Source organism: Desulfospira joergensenii DSM 10085, from assembly GCF_000420085.1.
GTDB lineage: Bacteria > Desulfobacterota > Desulfobacteria > Desulfobacterales > Desulfobacteraceae > Desulfospira > Desulfospira joergensenii.
Genome location: NZ_ATUG01000001.1, coordinates 853,249 through 869,733, shown reverse-complemented (window position 1 = coordinate 869,733; position 16,485 = coordinate 853,249). Strand labels below are relative to the sequence as shown.

Sequence of the window (16,485 nt, the reverse complement as noted above, 5' to 3'; positions counted from 1 at the left end):
TCTTAAAAGTTCAAAGCCAAAAGCCTGAATTGAAAAGAGGCATTTGACATTATTTGTTTTCTTTAAACATCCTGGCAATTTTTTTCTTCCTGGCGTTCCGGCTGACCAGGACCCCCATTCCGAACAGGATCACCAATACGGGCAGGCCGGCAATGTTGAATCCCTTGATCATGCCCCTGACAAAGGGGGTGGTCTGGACAATGGGATTTAAAGTCTGCTGCTTGCTTCTCATGGCCGCAATCTTGTCCCGGCCGTTAAGGTGGTCCAGGACATTGAGGATAAAGGTGGCGTTGGTGGATCGTCCTTCGGGATCAAGCATATTGTCCTGGAGCATCTGGGAACATCCGAGAACAAAGATTTTGGCCGGTTTGGAGGATTCGATCACCCGGTTCCGGGCCACAAGCTCTTTGGCACCGGGGGAAGCCTCAGCCGGTCCGGATTCTGCCTTTTCCGGGGTCTCCTTGTCTTGAATCTCTTTTTCCCCGGTCTCCTTTTCCGGAACCGGCTTGCCCTTGAAGTAGCTGGTAAATTCCCCTTCCAGGATATAGGCCAGGTCATAGCTTTCCATCTTTTCCTTGGATTCGGGCGGAGAGATAAACATGGGATTTAGGTTGATCATCCCCTTCATGAGCCAGGATTCATCTGAAGAGGAGAGCAGACGGACGGCCGTAACCCGGTCCTTGTCGATATTCTCCTCCTTCAGTTCCAGGGGGGAGATCTGCATGGCGATGAGTCCCTTGATATTGTTCATGAATTCCGGCTCGTTGTTGATGGATTTCTCCTTGATCATGGGGGCGAAGTAAATGGCCTGTTCTCCTCCTCCCTGGCTGGGGGAGGCCTGGTGCTTATAGGCGCTCTTATCCAGGACAAAGGCCTTTTCCACGGCAATCCCGTAATGGCTGAGCAGTTTTTCAAGACCCGTGTCAATGGGGGGATATTGGGGCATGCCCATGCCGCCCTGGGGCATGATCTCGTTGAAGGCGTCCCCAAAAAAGGCGATATTGGTGCCTTTCATCAGGGCCTGGTCGATCTGGAAGAGTTCGTAGTCGGAGAATTTTTCCGTGGGCTTGGCAATGATCAGGCAGTTGAGGCCTTCCGGAATGGGATCTTCCTTCAGGGAAACCGGCTTGATATCATACCGGGAAGAGAGCAGGGAGTTGAACACCTGCATGCCTCCTCCGGGCCGCCCCTGCATCATGGCCATGCGGTCCGGTCCCAGGGACTGGCTGCCGTGGTCGGCCAGGTATCCGATATCCTTGTTGATGCCGATCATCTTTTCGATAATCGTTGTCAGCTCCTCTTCCAGGGCTTCGGGATCCGCCATTTGGTAGGTGGTTCCGATGATGGGCAGTTCAACGGCAGAGATCAGCGGAAGGGTTTCGGTTTTGCCCTTGTACTCCAGTACCAGTCCGGCCGCTCCCTGGCCTTCCCCGATGTTCCTTTCCGGGATGGCCGGCCAGGAAAGGGCCATTAGATTGTACTTTCCGGCAATAGCATCCAGATCTTTTTTGGTGGTCAGGTCAAGATGTTCAAAGTCGATAATGCCCATGCTTCGGGTGTTCAGGTCCCGGATGACTTTTTCAACCCCCTTTGCCAGGCCGGGCAGCCGGTCCTCCAGGCCCAGGAGGGGGGCAATGGGGTTCAGGGAAGAGGAAAGAATCATCTTTACCTTGATCTTGTCCTTGAGACGGAGCAGGGCAGACACCTTGTCGTTCAGTTTCTGGATGGCCGTGGTAAGCTGGTACTCCAGTCCGTCGGTGGAGGTGATGGCCCCGATCTTTTCAATGAGATCCCCGTGGATGATGACAAGCCCCATGTAGGCGTTTTTGAATTTAACCTCGTCGTTCTCCATGATCCGGATCTGGACCGGGGAGATGCCGTAGCTTTTGGCCATTTCCCGGTTGGCATCGGTCCGGTCGGTAAGACCTCCCTCTTCCGGGGAGACATTGTAAAAAGTATAATTAAAGTACTTTCCCGCCCTGGCCCCGTATTCTTCCATGAGGTCCCTCAGGTAACGCTCGGTGTTGTTGTGGGGGGCGGGCAGGTCCTTTGAAAAAAAGACTTTTATGCTCAGGGGTTCGGACAGGGTGGCCACGACCTCCTTGCTGGCCTCGGACAAAGAATAGACTTTTGCCTTTGTCAGATCTGCCCTGAAAAACAGGGTCAGGCCGGCGAGATTGACCAGCACAATCACTGCGGTATACAGAATAAACTTGATATAATGTTCTTTGATCTGTGTCATGATGTCTCCTAAACTGGGTGTCTCCTTAATTCTTTTCATGCATGATCATGTGGGTGGAGAACAAAAAGATAAATGCCACGCTGATGAAGTAGATGATATCCCGGGAATCGATGATCCCCTTGGAGATGTTCATGAAGTGGGAGCCGGCCCCCACGTACTCGATCAGGTCCACTACAGCCGCGGGCATAAAAAACAACAGCCTGTCTATGATGGTCAGGGTGAAACAGAGGGCGCACCCGATGATAAAGGCAATGATCTGGTTCCGGGTCAGGGCCGATGCAAACAGGCCTGCGGCGCAATAGGCCCCGGCCAGCCCCATGGCCCCTATATATCCCCCGATCACCGGTCCCGGATCCACCTCTCCGATCAGAGAGATAAACAGGGGATAGGACAGGGTGGGAATCAGCATGGCCCCGGTAAAAAAACAGGCGGCCAGGAATTTCCCCAGGGCGATCTGGGTAAAGGATACCGGCATGGTTAAAAGGGTCTCATAGGAACCCACGTTTTTCTCCTCGGCAAAAAGGCGCATGGTGATGGCCGGGATGAAAAAGGAAAAGGTGATGGGCAGCAGGGAGAAAAAATCCCTGAGATCGGCCCGGCCGAAGATAAAAAAGGTGGAGAAGAAAAACCAGCCCGTGACCACCAGAAACAGGGCGATCACGATATAGGCAATGGGAGAGATGAAATAATCTTTGAATTCCTTAAGGGCGATGGTCTTTATCTGTGTCATGGTTTTTAAGCCTCCTCCCGTGTCAGTTCCTGGAATACCCGCTCAAGGGCCTGGGATTCCCTGGTAAGTTCCAGGAGGATCCATTCGGTCTTTTTGACCGCAAGATAGATGTCCGATCGTAAGTCCCGGTCTCCGGGAGAGCGGATTTCAAGGGATACGGTTTTTGGGTCCGGGCAGGCCATGGGCGTAATCGTAAGTCCCGGTTCCACTGAGTTGAGCAGGGCAACGGCCTCTTCCCGGTCCGGCCCCAGAAGGGAGAGCCGGATAAAGGCGTTCTGGTTCACCCCCTGTTTGAGACTGGCCGTGGTATCGTCGGCCACCACTTTTCCCTTGTTGATGATGACGATCCGGTCGCAGGTGGCCTCGGCCTCGGACAGGATATGGGTGGAAAAGATAATGGTTTTTTCCTTTCCAATGGCCCGGATAATATCCCGGATTTCCGCAATCTGGTTGGGGTCCAGGCCCGAGGTGGGCTCGTCCAGGATCAGGATCTCCGGATCGGTCATCATGGCATGGGCCAGGCCCACCCGCTGCTTGAGCCCCTTTGAAAGGTTGGCAATGGGCTTATCCATGATGGAGGAAAGGCCGCAGAGGCGGGCCAGTTCCCTGAACCGCTCCTGTCTCTTCCCCGGGTCCTTGATGCCCTTGATCCTGGCCACATAGTCCAGATAATCGTAGACCAGCATATTGTGATACAGGGGGGCGGATTCGGGGAGATATCCCATCAGGGTTTTTATCTTCAGGGTATCTTTGGGCATTTCATAATCCTTGACCGTGATACTGCCGGAACTGGGCTTGAAATAGCCTGTAAGCATCCTCAGGGTCGTGGTCTTTCCGGCACCGTTGGGGCCCAGGAGTCCCAGGATTTCCCCCGGGGGGATGGACAGACTGATATTGTCCACCGCACAGAAGTCGTTATAGTACTTTGTCAGGTTCTGAATTTCTATCAATGCTTCCTCCTAAACAAGTATTTTACATCCCCCGAAACCGGGGGTTTTTGTTCTGTCTTTATTTTTTTCAGACCCGGTGAAATCCGAATCTGCCCCAGCGGTCAAAAATCTTCAAGGACCTTGCTTTTTTCCAGAAAAATGTTGATCTCCTCCAGGGTTTTCCTGGAAGTGAGAATCGACTTTTCCATTTTTCTGCAGAAGGGATCGTCCCGGCCCAGGATCTTTGAGGCCGTGGCATAGAGCTTTTCCCCGGTCCGGAAATGGTCATCCAGGGCAGACTGAAGCTTTTTTCTCTCGCCGTGCCTGAGTTTTTCCGTCTGGATCACGGATTCCAGTTTTTGAATGGAGTATTCCACCAGGGCATCCCGGGGCATCCCATAGGTCTCTGAAATGCTGGCCAGGGCATCAATGGTCTTCCGGCTCAGGACAAATGTTTTCTGCCTTCTGGGGATCTTTTTGAACTGCCGGATCCGGATGGTCTGGGCCAGGTCATCCAGGGCTTCCATGTCTTCGATAATATGGTCAAACAGGGATTTCTGTTTGATTCCCATGTGCACGGCCACCAGACCGATGGCATCAATTGCCTTCTGGGATAATTTAAAGGTTGCCCTGACCGACTGCTTTCCCCTCAGGTCAAACATGGACGGACCGGGAAACGGATCTTCATTTTTGGGCATGGGACCTCCTCTTCCGGAGATTTTAATTATTAAAAATACATTATGCTGAAAAGTAATACACTTGCATAAATAGATCTTACCTTAAAATTTTATCACAATCAATATGGAATGGACCTGATTTGATAAAGATGACTAAACGATAATGAAATGAGATTTTGGATTGGGGATTGATGAAATCGGATTTGGTTGGGCAGTTTCCAGGTTCCAGTTGACAGCCTCAGCGCCGTTCCCGCGTGGCAGCCCGCTCATGTCGATCAATGGAGTCGGTGAGATTCTTGATGAGAACGGCTGCGAGCGCGCCGGTGATCTCCGAATGTCTCGGTGATCCCACCTGACTGTGGTCGCAAAGTGCCTTGACCAGTTGTGGTGCTGTCATGCTCACGTAACTGCTTTCTTTAGGTTTATCCATGATCCATCCCTGCTGTCAAATAATTATACAGATCCGTATAATGTGTAAAAATTAATGTTATCCAACCTTTTTAAAGGCAGGTTGACCCAAAATGAAGATCAGCTTAATTGGAGATTAAACATTCCCTGCCGAAAAAATCAAATGCCAATATATTATTAACCTCCTTTACGAGGTTGAACTCCGAAAATCAGGATACCAGTGTATTAAATTGATTTTAAAGATCGTATTCAGTTGTGGTGAGCGTCAACGAACGACCCGCATATGATGGAGTGAATTTGAACGAATTTTTAGATTGGACAACCTCGTAGAAAAATGGATCCGGAATACCATCTGACCCTATATCTAATTTGATCGGAACCCCTTCGGGCAACCCTGCACCAGGCACGGATACTTGATAGTAATAGTTAAATTCTATTAATTTGAACGATTTCCACGCACTTTGAATAAGCACCCTTTGGCCCTTTTGCAAAGGAATTTTGTGAGAGACAAAACGATTTTTTGCTCTCGGCAGAGAAGTCAGTGAAACAACCAGTATTTTTTCCTTATCTGGAAAGTCGTTCCATGTAAGGGCGGTTACCTCTCCAATTACGCTGAGCTCTCGACCTATATAGTTTGAAAAAGGCTCTTCAAAGGACACTTCTTTATCTGAAGGCCAGAATGGGATCTGATAACCACCTAATCCGATGATAATTAATAAACCAAAGAGCCCTAATACGGTTAACGTCATCCACAGGATTCCAGATATAACCCTCCGAAATATTGAGTGCGAAAATATCACATTAGTACCTTTCGGATTTCCATTATTATCATGTTGCAATCTAACGTATGAGCCGACGAACCGGCAATTGTTTTTATATAAAGACAAGGACGGCGCAGAAAACAAGGGCAAAAAGCATTGCCGTTCCTTCTTTCCCGCTTCGATGAAACTCCGGATCTGTGCGATTTTCGCAATAACAGCGGGCTTCCATGGCAAGGGTAAGGTCTTCGGCGGATTTAAAGTTTTTTTTCAGCAGGGGCCAGGTCAGATGGATCATGCGTTGGACCGGGTTTTTCCTTAAATTCCCGCACCGGGCATTTACGGCATGAGAGACTTCGGCCGCCTGGTTCAGAATCAGGGGCAGAAAGCGCAGGGCCAGGCTGATCATGATGGCGACCTTTTTTTCCGGGATCAGGGGGACGGGTTTCAGGAACCACTGGGCTGCCGCTTTAATCTCCATCGGTCTTGTGGTTGCGGTGAAGACCAGGCCCAGGAACATGATGGAAAGAAACCGGAGGGCAATGAGACTTCCCAGGGCCATACCCTGGCGGGTCAGGGTGACTCCCCAAAAGGTGAACATGGGATCGCCCGGAAAGGTCAGGCCCCTGGATAGTAAAATCAGGACCAGGAAAATCAGAAAAAAAGAGAGTTGTTTCAATATCCGGATCAGTTTGAATCCCATCTTTTTGATGAAAACGAGTAAAAAAAACAGGCAGATCAGGTTTCCCGAGAGGCCAGTGTTCAATATGGCAAGGCTCAGCAGGCAGACCAGGACGCATTTGGCCCTGACATCCAGTTCATGAACCAGGGTCGATCCCGGGCGAAAGGAAAACAGGGTCACGGCCGGGATCCTCCAAGATCGAGTCCCGGCCTGGAAGACCAGGGCTCCTTGACCCCGTGGGATTCCAGTTTTTTCACCAGGGCGTCCGGACGGCCGTCCTCAGCCACCCTGCCGTTTTCCATGATCAGTATCCGGGTGGCGTCCCGGATCACCGGTTCCACATCGTGGGTGGCCATGACAATGGCATGGCCGGCCCGGTTCAGCTCCCGGGCAAGGCCGGCCAGGGCCTGGGTGGACGGATGATCCAGGTTGGCAAAGGGCTCGTCAAACAGGATGACCTCAGGCTCCATGACCAGGACACCGGCAATGGCCAGCCTTCTTTTTTCCCCACCGGACAGGGTGGAAGGGTTCCTGTCTTTCAGATGGGAAAGATCAAGCCGGTCCAGGGTTCGGCTCACCTTTTCACGGATCATTGGACGCTCAAATCCCAGGTTTTCCAGGCCGAATGCGGTCTCATCAAATACCGTATCCCCGATGATCTGGGTGTCCGGGTCCTGGAAGATCATGCCCACTTTTTTCCGGGTCCGGGTCAGGTTTTTTTGAATATTGCACCCCTTGAACAGAACCTGGCCGGAATCGGGACGGAGAAGACCGTTAAGATGGCGGATCAGAGTGGTCTTGCCGGAGCCGTTTTTCCCGGCCAAAAGGATGAACTCATTCCCGGATATGCTGAATGAAATATCAAAGATCCCTCCCTCACCCTGTTCAAAGGAGTGGCTGAGATTCTCTATTTCCAGAATGGGGCAGGTCATGGATAAACTAGTGTCTGATTAAGGGTCTGAGTTTTTTGGCCAGAAAGGCCCCGGCAATGATCTTTAAAACGTCCCCGATCAGAAAGGGGAACATGCCCGCAGCCAGGGCCTTGTCCCAGGACATGGACAGAACGATCTTCAGCCAGGGCACGCCTACGCCGTATACCAGCAAAGAGCCTGTTGTCAGGGCCAGGATATCGCCGACCAGGGATTTTTTCAGCCCTTTGGAAATGGCAGCGGTGATGAAAACAGCCGGGATATATCCGATGAGGTAACCGCCTGTGGGGCCGAAGATCTTGCCGATTCCCGAGGTCCCCCCGGCAAACACGGGCAGGCCGGCAATGCCCATGAGAAGATAGACCCCGACACAGCCCGTCCCCCAAACCGGGCCCAGGATCAGGCCGGCCAGGAGGACAAACATGTTCTGGAGCACGATGGGCACCGGGCCCACAGGAATGGAGATAAAGGCTCCGACGCTGATCAGGGCAACGAACAGAGCGGAATAAACGGTTTGTTTGAGCGGGTTCTGCATGGGAATCCTTTCAGGAATGAAAACAGTCTCCATAGATGATTTTCTGGATCTGATTGTTTTTATCTTCAATGATCAGGGCACCGGATTCATCCACGTCCCTGGCAATGCCTTCGTAGATCTGGTTCTGGGTTTCCACCCTGACCCGGCTTCCAATGGTGGCGGTCCGGGTTTTCCACTGGGCAATGATCTGGGCCGGATCCATGGAACCGGTCAATTCCTCAAACCGGGTCAGGAATTCGGCCAGGATCTTTTTCCTGGGTACGGCTCTGCCCAGGGCGGTTTTCAGGGAGGCGGCCCGGAACGATTCCGACCGGGTTTCATTGTTCACGTTGAGCCCGATCCCCAGGAGCAGGAAATTGATCATGTCGGCCCGGGTCTCCATTTCCGAGAGCATCCCCACCAGTTTTTCCCCGTTCAGCAGCAGATCATTGGGCCATTTCACGCGGACGTCCAGATCAAACATTCGGCTCAATACCCGGGACAGGCAGGACGAGGCGGCAAAGTTGAAAATCCAGGCCAGGGGCGGGGGCAGGTCGGGTTTCAGGATCAGGGTAAACCAGAGTCCTCCTTTGGAGGATACCCATTGCCGGTCCAGCCTTCCCCGGGACTTGGACTGGTGTTCGGAAACCACGCAGCTGAAGTGGGGCGCCCCTTCCCGGGCAAGCTCCCTGGCCTTGTCCATGGTGGATTCGACCTTTTGGAAATGGAAAATCCGGTCTTGACGTCCCCGGGGAAAACAAAAGGGCTCCAGCAGGTCTTCCGGATCCACAAGCGCATATCCCCTGGGCTGGGACAGGATATCAATACCGGAGGCTTTTAAAGATTTAATGTGTTTCCAGACCGCCACCCTGGAAATCCCCGTAATTTCAGAGATTTTACTTCCGGAAACGGTTTCTCCCCCGGCCTGGTAGAGACTATTGAGTATGCTTTGCCTGTTGTCCATTGTTTTATTTATATTTGGTTAACCTTTAATGATCGGGATGGTTAACAAGATTCAGCGGGCAGGTCAAGTAAAAATTGTATACTCAGCGATTTTATAATCTGGTATGATTGCTTTTGTTCTACAGGGATCATTTAGAGAAAAGGAATTGGTAAGATGCCGGAGTCGTGTATCAGGCAGAACCTGCCCAATGTTAAGGATTTTAAACAATTTTGGAAGGATAAGGGGCCCTATTTGTATGCCCTTACCAGTGCTGAATTTCCGCCTGTGCTGCTGGAGGAGGAAGAGTGGATATTCGGCAGTGATATTGTTGATGTGCTCAAGGAACTGATGCAGTTTGATAAAAAGAAAATGGGTTTTGTCCAGGCGCCTTTCAATCCCCGGAAAAAAGGAATTTTAAGGCCGGAAAATATGATTCCGTGGAAAATCAAGAATTTTCCTGAAGAGTGGAATCACTTGGATTGCCGGGCCTTTGTTCCCGAAGGCCATCTGACCCGTTCTGTTATGGATGAAGCCGAGGATATGGAAAAAAAAGAGGCCAGGCCGGATAAAAAACCCAGTGAAGCAATAAAAATTGAAGCCGGTTTTTTCACCCTTCTGGAGAAGGATCTGGAGGACATGGGATATGTGCTTTTAAAACCTTTAAAAAATTCAAAATCTGCATCTGTGCGGGATTACCTGGAAGAGTGGGAAGAGGATGAGAAAGAGGCCGGGATTATATAAGTCAAAAGCTGAAAGTCTAAAGTCAAAAGCAAGGACAGTCCTCAATTGTTCATTCTTAATTGTCAATTATTAATTGCTTTATACCTTTCCCTCCAGAACCATCCGGCAGAGAAAATCCTTATAATCGATGCCCGCTTTTTTAAACCCCTTGGTTCCGTATTTCATATTCCCTTCCAGGACGTAGAATTTCCCCTCTGCCAGGGCAATGTCAATGCCCACATCGTCCCATCCGCAGGTTTGGGCTGTGGCCCGGGCCAGGTCCAGGGCCTCCCGGGGCAGGGGATCAAAGCGGATTTCCCCTCCCCTGGACACATTGGTCTTAAAGTCGGAACCCCGGGCCACGCGCCAATATGAAAAAACCGCTTCCCTGCCCATGACGATGATCCTCATGTCCCGGTCAAAGGGAAGATACTCCTGGATATAGGCCGGGCCTTTGAGGCTGAGATGGGCATCCAGGTGTTCCGGGGTCTGGATGAGGAAAACGCCTTTTCCCTGGGCCGAGCCCCTGGGAATCTTGGCAATAAAGGGAAAACAGAACTCTGCCAGGATTCTTTCCCGGGAAAGTTTCCCGTAAAAAATTCGGGTCCGGGGGTGGGGAATGTTCATCATCTGGAACATGGCGGTCTGTTTGATCTTGTCCATGGCAAATTTATAGGTGTGATAGCTGGGGAAGGTGGGCTTGCCCATGGCGTTGAACAGGTCGGCATAAAAAGCCGTGGGATAGAGAATCCTCGGCGTATTCAATAGAAGTTCCCGTTCTTTGGAGGTGTAATCGGAAAAATTGGGTTTGAATCCCAGGGTAAGGATCTGGGGGCATTTTTTCAACCGGGCGCCAATGGCCACGGGTTTCAATTGGTCTTTACCCAGGATTTGATCTGGGATGTCCGGGCCGGAAAATCGACCCGGCCGGAGATGCCGGCAGCTTGCATTGCTTTTTCCAATTCCTTGGATTCCAGGTTTCTCAACAGGGGGGAAACCATGAGGGGCAGTTCTTTTTTATCGTAGATTTTCCTGGTTTCCCCGGCAAAATCCGTGGATGTCATGTTGTTGAGAATCAGGCTGCAGAGCAGGGCGGAGGGCTTTTCAGCCACCATGGCTTCGAACGCATCCTGGGTGCCTGTGAAGGTTCTTGCGTCAAATCCGCTTAAATGGATGCGTTTGGCATAGACTTCCAGATAGGATTTTGATGGACTGACCACCATGATCACGGGTCTGGTGCCGACTTCTTTTGTTTCTCTCAGGTTTTGAAATCGCTTCAGGGTGGATTTAAGATTTCTCTTTTCAAGAACCTGGATATAGGCATCAAGAACCGTAATGGATGCCTTTGTTTCAAGGTAATTGGAAGCGATATAGGAAAAGGTATCCGATGTCAAAAGGGATTCTATCAACCGGGACGCCCGGACATCCAGGATGGTCCGGACCAGTTCTTCTCCGGTTTTGGAACCGGATTCGATTTTCTGTTTGATTTCAGCCACGACATAGTCTGAGCAATGCTTTTCCAATGCCTTTACCGCAGCCATCCTGACAAATGAAGCCGGTTCTGAAATTCCTTTTAAAATCATTGCCGGGGAATCCAGATCGGGATAGGCCTCCAGAGCATTATAAATTGAAAATTTCACCAAATTGTCGCCGGGATCTTCTGAAATAAGGGAGAAAATGTCCTGGACAGCCCCGGGGGGAAGGGTCATGGAGACCAGCCAGAGAAGGGAGACCAGCAGGTCGGGGTCATCAGGCCCCAGGTTGAGGGAAAGGGCCTGGGCAGTTAAGGACCCATTTTCCGAAAAGTATTGAAGCGCCTGGTATCTTTCTTCCACATTCCCGGAGGAGAGTCTGGCAATGTGGGACTCAAAGGATTCAAAGGTTTGATCATCATCCATTGGATCCGATTTAACAGGAGGATCAGGAAGAATGTCAGATTTTGGCTCTGGCTCGTCAGCCCGGAAGTGTTTTGGATTTGTTTTCAGAAATTCCAGGGCATCCACAATGTCCGGGTCTGTTTTTTCCGTGGCAGCGATCTGCTCCAGCCTCTGGTATGCCCGGTCTGTGCCGATCCTTTCCAGGGCCCTGACAGCCATGGCTTTCAACCCGGGATCGTCATAAAATACGAATTCGGCAATATCGTCCGTGAGTTTTTCCAGCCTGAGTATTCCTGCCATGCGGATGATCTGTCCCAGAAGTTCTGCCCGGGTTTCCCTGGCCAGGATATGCCTGAAAAGGGGGATGGCATTGAGTATTCTTGCCGGGTCTCCATGTTTCAATAGAACCAGGGCAAAGGGAAAATGGAGATGGGCCCGGTCGATCAGGAGCTGGAACAGGGGGCCGGATGTTTCCGGGTCAAGGGATTTGTCTTCCAGAAGAAAATCAAGCAGGGCCAGGGTTGTCTTATCCGAAGCCAGGGCCAGCATCTCCATGATCTTCTGCCGGTCCTGGGCCGGCCGGGACCTGAACCGGCTTAGGTTTTCTTTTGCCGCTTCAATTTTTGCCTCTTTGATCAGCTCCTGCAGTTTGGGTAAATAGTCGTCCATTCCGGTCTCTCAATTATGGGTTGTCAAAGCCTTCGGGGTTGTTTTTCTGCCAGTTCCAGGTATCTTTGCACATGTCTTCCAGGGTCCTGGCCGCTTTCCATCCCAGCTCTTTTTCCGCCAGGGAAGGGTCTGCATAGCAGGCTGCAATATCCCCGGGTCTTCTGTCCACAATATCATAGGCCACCCGGCGGCCTGAGGCTTTTTCAAAACCCTTTACCATTTCAAGAACGGAAAAACCCTTTCCCGTTCCCAGGTTGTAGGTCACCACTCCGGGTTTGGCAAAGAGCTTGGGAAGGGTTTTGATGTGGCCCCGGGCCAGATCAACCACGTGGATAAAATCCCTGACCCCGGTCCCGTCCGGGGTGTCGTAATCGTTTCCGAATATGCTGAGCCGGTCAAGGGAGCCGATGGCCACCCGGGCGATATAGGGAACCAGGTTATTGGGAATCCCCTGGGGATCTTCCCCGATCAGGCCGGATTCATGGGCACCCACAGGGTTGAAATACCGGAGCAGGGCGATGTCCCATTCATTGTCCGAAACATGAAGATCCCTTAAGATTTCTTCGATCATCAATTTGGTCCTGCCGTAGGGATTTGTGACGCTGAGGGGGAAATCCTCTTTGATGGGCAGGGAAGCGGGATCTCCGTATACCGTTGCGGAAGAGGAGAATACGATGGTCCTGACTCCGGCGTCTCCCATGACCTCCAGCAGGTTCAGGGTCCCCGTGATGTTGTTGTGGAAATATCTTAAGGGGATATCCACGGATTCGCCCACGGCCTTGAGACCGGCAAAATGGATGACCGCATCAATTTCATGATCTTTGAAGATCTTTTCCACGGCCGGTTTGTCCAGCAGGTCTGCCTTATGGAACACCAGATCTTTTCCCGTGATTTTTCTGACCCGGTTCAAAGACTCTTCAGAAGAGTTTGACAGATTGTCCAGAACCACCACATCATAGTTTTCATTGAGAAGTTCAACGCAGGTATGGGAGCCGATGTATCCGGCCCCGCCGGTAACAAGTATCTTCATCGATAATCCTCGTAGGGCTGCAAGATTGGTTTGTTTTTTACAGTCGCGCCTGAAAATAGCTCGGTACATAGATTACAGCATTTGCAGTCCTTTGTACAGGAAGTCAGGGTTTTAAAAAAATCAGGATCCAGCTTTTTATTGTCCATGTGATAAAAGCCGGAGAGAAAATTGGCCGCATCCATGAGATCCAGGAGATTGCCGTCAAAGGATCGGTCAATATAGGCTTCAATGCAGCGGATGAGAAATCGCCTGCCCAGGGTCCGGCCGCAGAGCTTTACCGAGTCTGCCAGATCTGAATAGTGAGGGAGATCTTCGGGGCGGATAAACGGGGATTTTAAAAATCTGTGCCCGTGATCATGGAAATAGGCATGGCATCCCAGTTCCTGATTCAGCCTGTAGGTGGTTTCCCTGACAAGACCGGTATTGGACAGGGAAATCTGTGCGTCGTGGCCTAATTTGAAAGGGCATTGATAGATGCAGCCCTCATTGGCCAGAAGTTCGATTTTTATATGGGGGCGGGCCGCTTTTATGTCCCGGACCGTGGACGCCAATTTTTTGGGTTCCCGATTTAAGGAACGGTCCAGAATAATCTTCCCCGGGAGCTTAAACCGGGTGGTTTCGATCATCTCCATAAAAGCAAAAGCTTTCTGGGATGTGTCGATCATGCAGTTGACTCCGGGCAGGGCCTCTAGCCTGGGAACAATGGGATGGCCCGTCCGGTCCAGACCTTTTAAGAGGTAAAAATCCGTAAACACGATGCCGTCAAGACCACAGGTTTCATGGAGGATTTCGATTTTGTCCAGGGCCTGGGTCAGAAAACCCTTGTCCATATACAAACCGGGCCGGACAAACCGGGTGTTGAGCAGACAATATTTTTTTGTCCGGGAAAAAGGGGAGAGCTCCCGGGCAAGGGTCTGGATATCCAGGGAAGAAATCCGTATCCTGGAATCGAGAACCGGCCCTGAACCCAGACTGAAATAAATGGATTCCAGGAAGGGGAGTTTTGTCTGAAGATAGTCTGAGTAGTCCGGGCTGGAAATATAGGGGATCGATAGTTTCATTTTTTTTAATCAGAAGTCAAAAACCTGTGGCGGGATCCATTTTCAGTCCCGGCCTCCAGGAACTTCTCCCATTATGGATTGTTCTCAGCGCAAGTGCAAGAAGGTTTTTACCCGGTGAAACCCATTTTTTTATACAACTCCGGGGTTTACAACATTGACAGGTCCCCGGTGCATGGTTAAACTTAGGACATTCAGGCGTGTTAAACCTGGATAAAAATTAACGAATAAGGAGAGAATTTACAATGATTGAATTGACAGATCCTGCCAAAGTGCAGATTGATGATTACTTCCAGGGCAAAGAACCCAGCCCTATCCGGATTTTTCTTAACTCGGGCGGCTGAGGCGGACCTTCCCTTGCTATGGCTCTGGACGAGCCGAAAAATTCAGACGACACATTTGACATCAAAGGGCTTAAATTCGTTGTTGATAAAGAATTCATGGAAAAAGCCGAAACCATTAAAATTGACTTTACCGGAATGGGTTTCAGCCTGGACTCCAATATCGATCTGGGACAGTCCGGATGCTCCAGCTGCGGATCCGGGGGCGGCTGCGGTTCATCATAAACCAGATCAATATCAAATTCTGTGGTGATTAAAAAGGTGTCTCTCCGGCACCTTTTTTATTGCCTGAAAAGCCTGTGCCTGCAATTTCTCATCTGCCCCCGGACTTGACCATGGCCTTTCTTCATGGTAGCTTCAGGAAAATCAAAAATTAAAAATCAGGATGATTCCCATGAGACGTTTTCTGATCTTCTGGCTGTTCCTGGCCCTTATCCCCCTAGGCTGCGGTGAGAAGACCCAGTCAAAAGAGGAACTGGTCCAGGGGAACTGGATTCTTTTCCGGAACCGGACCTATATCCTCCTTATCCTCAATCCCAAGGGAGAGTGGCAGTCTTCAGTGAGGATTGCCGATGCCACCTCAAAAATCGTCAAGTCCAAGGGAGATGCCAAGGGCACCTGGCATCTGGAAGAGGAACAGCTGATCTTTACGGTCATGGATTCCAGCATTGAAGAGGTCTGGGAAAAAAACACCACCAGTTTTTTTGAGATCGTGGAGCTGGGGGCCTCTGTCATGAAGTTGAGGGCAGAGAACGGGAACCTGGCTGAATGGAAGAAAACCACAACAGGCAAATCCGGTAAAGAACAGGAAAGTTCGTCCTTGATGATTCCCATGGAGCCCATTGCCGTCAACCTCAACAAGATCAGTTCCAATACCAAAGACCGGTACCTTTGTTTGAAGATGAGGCTGGTCCTCCAGGAGTTGATGCCGGGTCAGAAAGTGCCCCGGCTTCACCCCAGGGCCAGGGAGGCGGCCATGGTATTCTTAAGCTCCCTTATCTATAATGACGTCAAGGATTTTGACCGGGTCAAGGCCCAGAAGGCAAAGCTGTTAAAGGTCCTGAATCCCTATATGGAAGGGGCGATCAAGGATATTGAGATTGAGCATGTCATTGTAACGGACACCCATGAAAAGGTAGAGGAGTTTCTCATAGAACATACCATCCCCTCGGGAGCCCCGGCCGAGGGGGAAGAAGCGGACAGCAAGGACAAGGCTGCCGGCTGATTTAATCTGTGGATTTCGTTATGATCAGACTGCCGTTTGTGATGGATATCACGGCCTTCCTGTCTTTATAACAATTGCTGATGCCCAGGGTGGATCCGAATTCAAGGGTATGGTTGTCCAGGGGATATTCAAGGCCTTTCAGGGTAACCCCTTCCACCCTTTCCGATATGGGAATCACAGAGAGAAATTCCCCGGGTCTGCCCTCCAGTTCAAGGCTGTCCCCCCGTGGATTCGAACAGGTGAACAGGTAAATCTCATTATGGCCGTCAATGATCCTGGCGGTGACCTTTAAATCTGCCATTCTGCGCAGTAAAAAGATGTTGGCCAGGGTGTGGTCCAGCCTCTGGCCGGTCATGCCTGCCAGGGTGATGTCCGAGGCTCCTTTTTCCAGGGAAAAGTCCACGCAAAGATCCGTGTCCGTGTTCCCCTTTCTGCTTGGATACCGGATAAATTCGACTTTTTTTTTCTCATAAAAATTCCGGGTTTCCGGATGAATGGAGTCCAGATCTCCGATGATGAAATGGGGGGTGATGTCCAGGCTCCTTAAATGGTTTGCCCCGCCGTCGGCCGCAATGATCAGATCGGCTTTTTTTACCAGCCGGTCCAGTTTTCCGCCCCTTGTCGGGTCCGGCTCAAAAAGACCTCCTGCGATGATGATGCATTTCATGCCAAGGCCATACCATGGAACCGGGTTCACAAACAAGAATAAACAGAAGGTTTTGTCTGCTTTCCAAGGCAGGCAGAAGCCAAAAG

The 16,485-nt window shown here is 50.8% G+C and carries 18 protein-coding genes; 3 read left to right on the top strand and 15 right to left on the bottom strand.

Annotated elements, in window-relative coordinates:
* Nucleotides 1–49: 49 nt before the first annotated feature.
* The 10 genes from F608_RS0104370 to F608_RS0104325 form a co-directional block, all read right to left on the bottom strand.
* A complete protein-coding gene (locus tag F608_RS0104370) occupies nucleotides 50–2,242 on the bottom strand; it encodes a Gldg family protein (protein ID WP_027362463.1) in 2,193 nt (730 codons plus the stop codon).
* Nucleotides 2,243–2,267: 25 nt separating this feature from the next.
* Nucleotides 2,268–2,972, bottom strand: a complete 705-nt coding sequence (locus F608_RS0104365) for an ABC-2 transporter permease (RefSeq protein ID WP_022664402.1) — start codon at nucleotides 2,970–2,972, stop codon at nucleotides 2,268–2,270.
* A gap of 5 nt (nucleotides 2,973–2,977) precedes the next feature.
* Nucleotides 2,978–3,922: an ABC transporter ATP-binding protein gene (locus tag F608_RS0104360; protein ID WP_022664401.1), complete on the bottom strand. Its 945-nt coding sequence runs from the start codon at nucleotides 3,920–3,922 to the stop codon at nucleotides 2,978–2,980.
* Between the two features lie 101 nt (nucleotides 3,923–4,023).
* On the bottom strand, nucleotides 4,024–4,599 hold the full coding sequence (locus tag F608_RS0104355; RefSeq protein ID WP_022664400.1) for a hypothetical protein: 576 nt from the start codon (nucleotides 4,597–4,599) through the stop codon (nucleotides 4,024–4,026).
* Between the two features lie 217 nt (nucleotides 4,600–4,816).
* Entirely contained in the window at nucleotides 4,817–5,008 is a 192-nt protein-coding gene (locus F608_RS0104350) for a hypothetical protein (protein WP_022664399.1), read from the bottom strand.
* A 214-nt stretch (nucleotides 5,009–5,222) separates the two neighbouring features.
* A complete protein-coding gene (locus F608_RS0104345) occupies nucleotides 5,223–5,735 on the bottom strand; it encodes a hypothetical protein (protein WP_022664398.1) in 513 nt (170 codons plus the stop codon).
* A gap of 124 nt (nucleotides 5,736–5,859) precedes the next feature.
* On the bottom strand, nucleotides 5,860–6,606 hold the full coding sequence (locus tag F608_RS0104340) for an energy-coupling factor transporter transmembrane component T family protein (protein WP_022664397.1): 747 nt from the start codon (nucleotides 6,604–6,606) through the stop codon (nucleotides 5,860–5,862).
* Nucleotides 6,603–7,358 (bottom strand): energy-coupling factor ABC transporter ATP-binding protein, encoded by a 756-nt coding sequence (locus F608_RS0104335; protein ID WP_022664396.1) that lies wholly within the window; start codon nucleotides 7,356–7,358, stop codon nucleotides 6,603–6,605. The genes F608_RS0104340 and F608_RS0104335 overlap by 4 nt, the downstream gene beginning before the upstream one ends.
* 7 nt (nucleotides 7,359–7,365) lie before the next feature.
* Nucleotides 7,366–7,890 carry a biotin transporter BioY gene (locus F608_RS0104330; protein WP_022664395.1) on the bottom strand — a complete coding sequence of 175 codons (525 nt, stop codon included), beginning with the start codon at nucleotides 7,888–7,890 and terminating at the stop codon, nucleotides 7,366–7,368.
* Nucleotides 7,891–7,900: 10 nt separating this feature from the next.
* A complete protein-coding gene (locus tag F608_RS0104325; protein ID WP_022664394.1) occupies nucleotides 7,901–8,833 on the bottom strand; it encodes a biotin--[acetyl-CoA-carboxylase] ligase in 933 nt (310 codons plus the stop codon).
* 153 nt (nucleotides 8,834–8,986) lie between these two features.
* Between F608_RS0104325 and F608_RS0104320 the strand changes: the two genes are divergently transcribed.
* Nucleotides 8,987–9,553, top strand: a complete 567-nt coding sequence (locus F608_RS0104320) for a hypothetical protein (protein ID WP_022664393.1) — start codon at nucleotides 8,987–8,989, stop codon at nucleotides 9,551–9,553.
* Nucleotides 9,554–9,631: 78 nt separating this feature from the next.
* Here the strand turns inward: F608_RS0104320 and F608_RS0104315 are convergent, their stop codons facing one another.
* The 4 genes from F608_RS0104315 to F608_RS30710 are packed head-to-tail and all read right to left on the bottom strand — an operon-like array spanning nucleotide 9,632 to nucleotide 14,169.
* Nucleotides 9,632–10,396, bottom strand: coding sequence for an ATP-grasp domain-containing protein (locus tag F608_RS0104315; protein ID WP_244154276.1), 765 nt, complete (start codon nucleotides 10,394–10,396; stop codon nucleotides 9,632–9,634).
* A 5-nt stretch (nucleotides 10,397–10,401) separates the two neighbouring features.
* Nucleotides 10,402–12,078, bottom strand: coding sequence for a HEAT repeat domain-containing protein (locus tag F608_RS0104310; protein WP_022664391.1), 1,677 nt, complete (start codon nucleotides 12,076–12,078; stop codon nucleotides 10,402–10,404).
* Nucleotides 12,079–12,091: 13 nt separating this feature from the next.
* On the bottom strand, nucleotides 12,092–13,108 hold the full coding sequence (gene galE, locus F608_RS0104305) for a UDP-glucose 4-epimerase GalE (RefSeq protein ID WP_022664390.1): 1,017 nt from the start codon (nucleotides 13,106–13,108) through the stop codon (nucleotides 12,092–12,094).
* Nucleotides 13,105–14,169, bottom strand: coding sequence for a hypothetical protein (locus F608_RS30710; RefSeq protein WP_022664389.1), 1,065 nt, complete (start codon nucleotides 14,167–14,169; stop codon nucleotides 13,105–13,107). The genes galE and F608_RS30710 overlap by 4 nt, the downstream gene beginning before the upstream one ends.
* Nucleotides 14,170–14,528: 359 nt before the next feature.
* Between F608_RS30710 and F608_RS37445 the strand changes: the two genes are divergently transcribed.
* The gene (locus F608_RS37445) at nucleotides 14,529–14,732 is read left to right on the top strand and encodes a hypothetical protein (RefSeq protein WP_022664387.1); all 204 of its coding nucleotides are present in this window, start codon (nucleotides 14,529–14,531) and stop codon (nucleotides 14,730–14,732) included.
* Between the two features lie 169 nt (nucleotides 14,733–14,901).
* The gene (locus F608_RS0104285; protein ID WP_244154240.1) at nucleotides 14,902–15,732 is read left to right on the top strand and encodes a flagellar basal body-associated FliL family protein; all 831 of its coding nucleotides are present in this window, start codon (nucleotides 14,902–14,904) and stop codon (nucleotides 15,730–15,732) included.
* A gap of 1 nt (nucleotide 15,733) precedes the next feature.
* On the opposite strand, the gene F608_RS0104280 is transcribed toward F608_RS0104285, so the two are convergent.
* Nucleotides 15,734–16,399 (bottom strand): thiamine diphosphokinase, encoded by a 666-nt coding sequence (locus tag F608_RS0104280; protein WP_022664385.1) that lies wholly within the window; start codon nucleotides 16,397–16,399, stop codon nucleotides 15,734–15,736.
* Nucleotides 16,400–16,485: the final 86 nt, after the last annotated feature.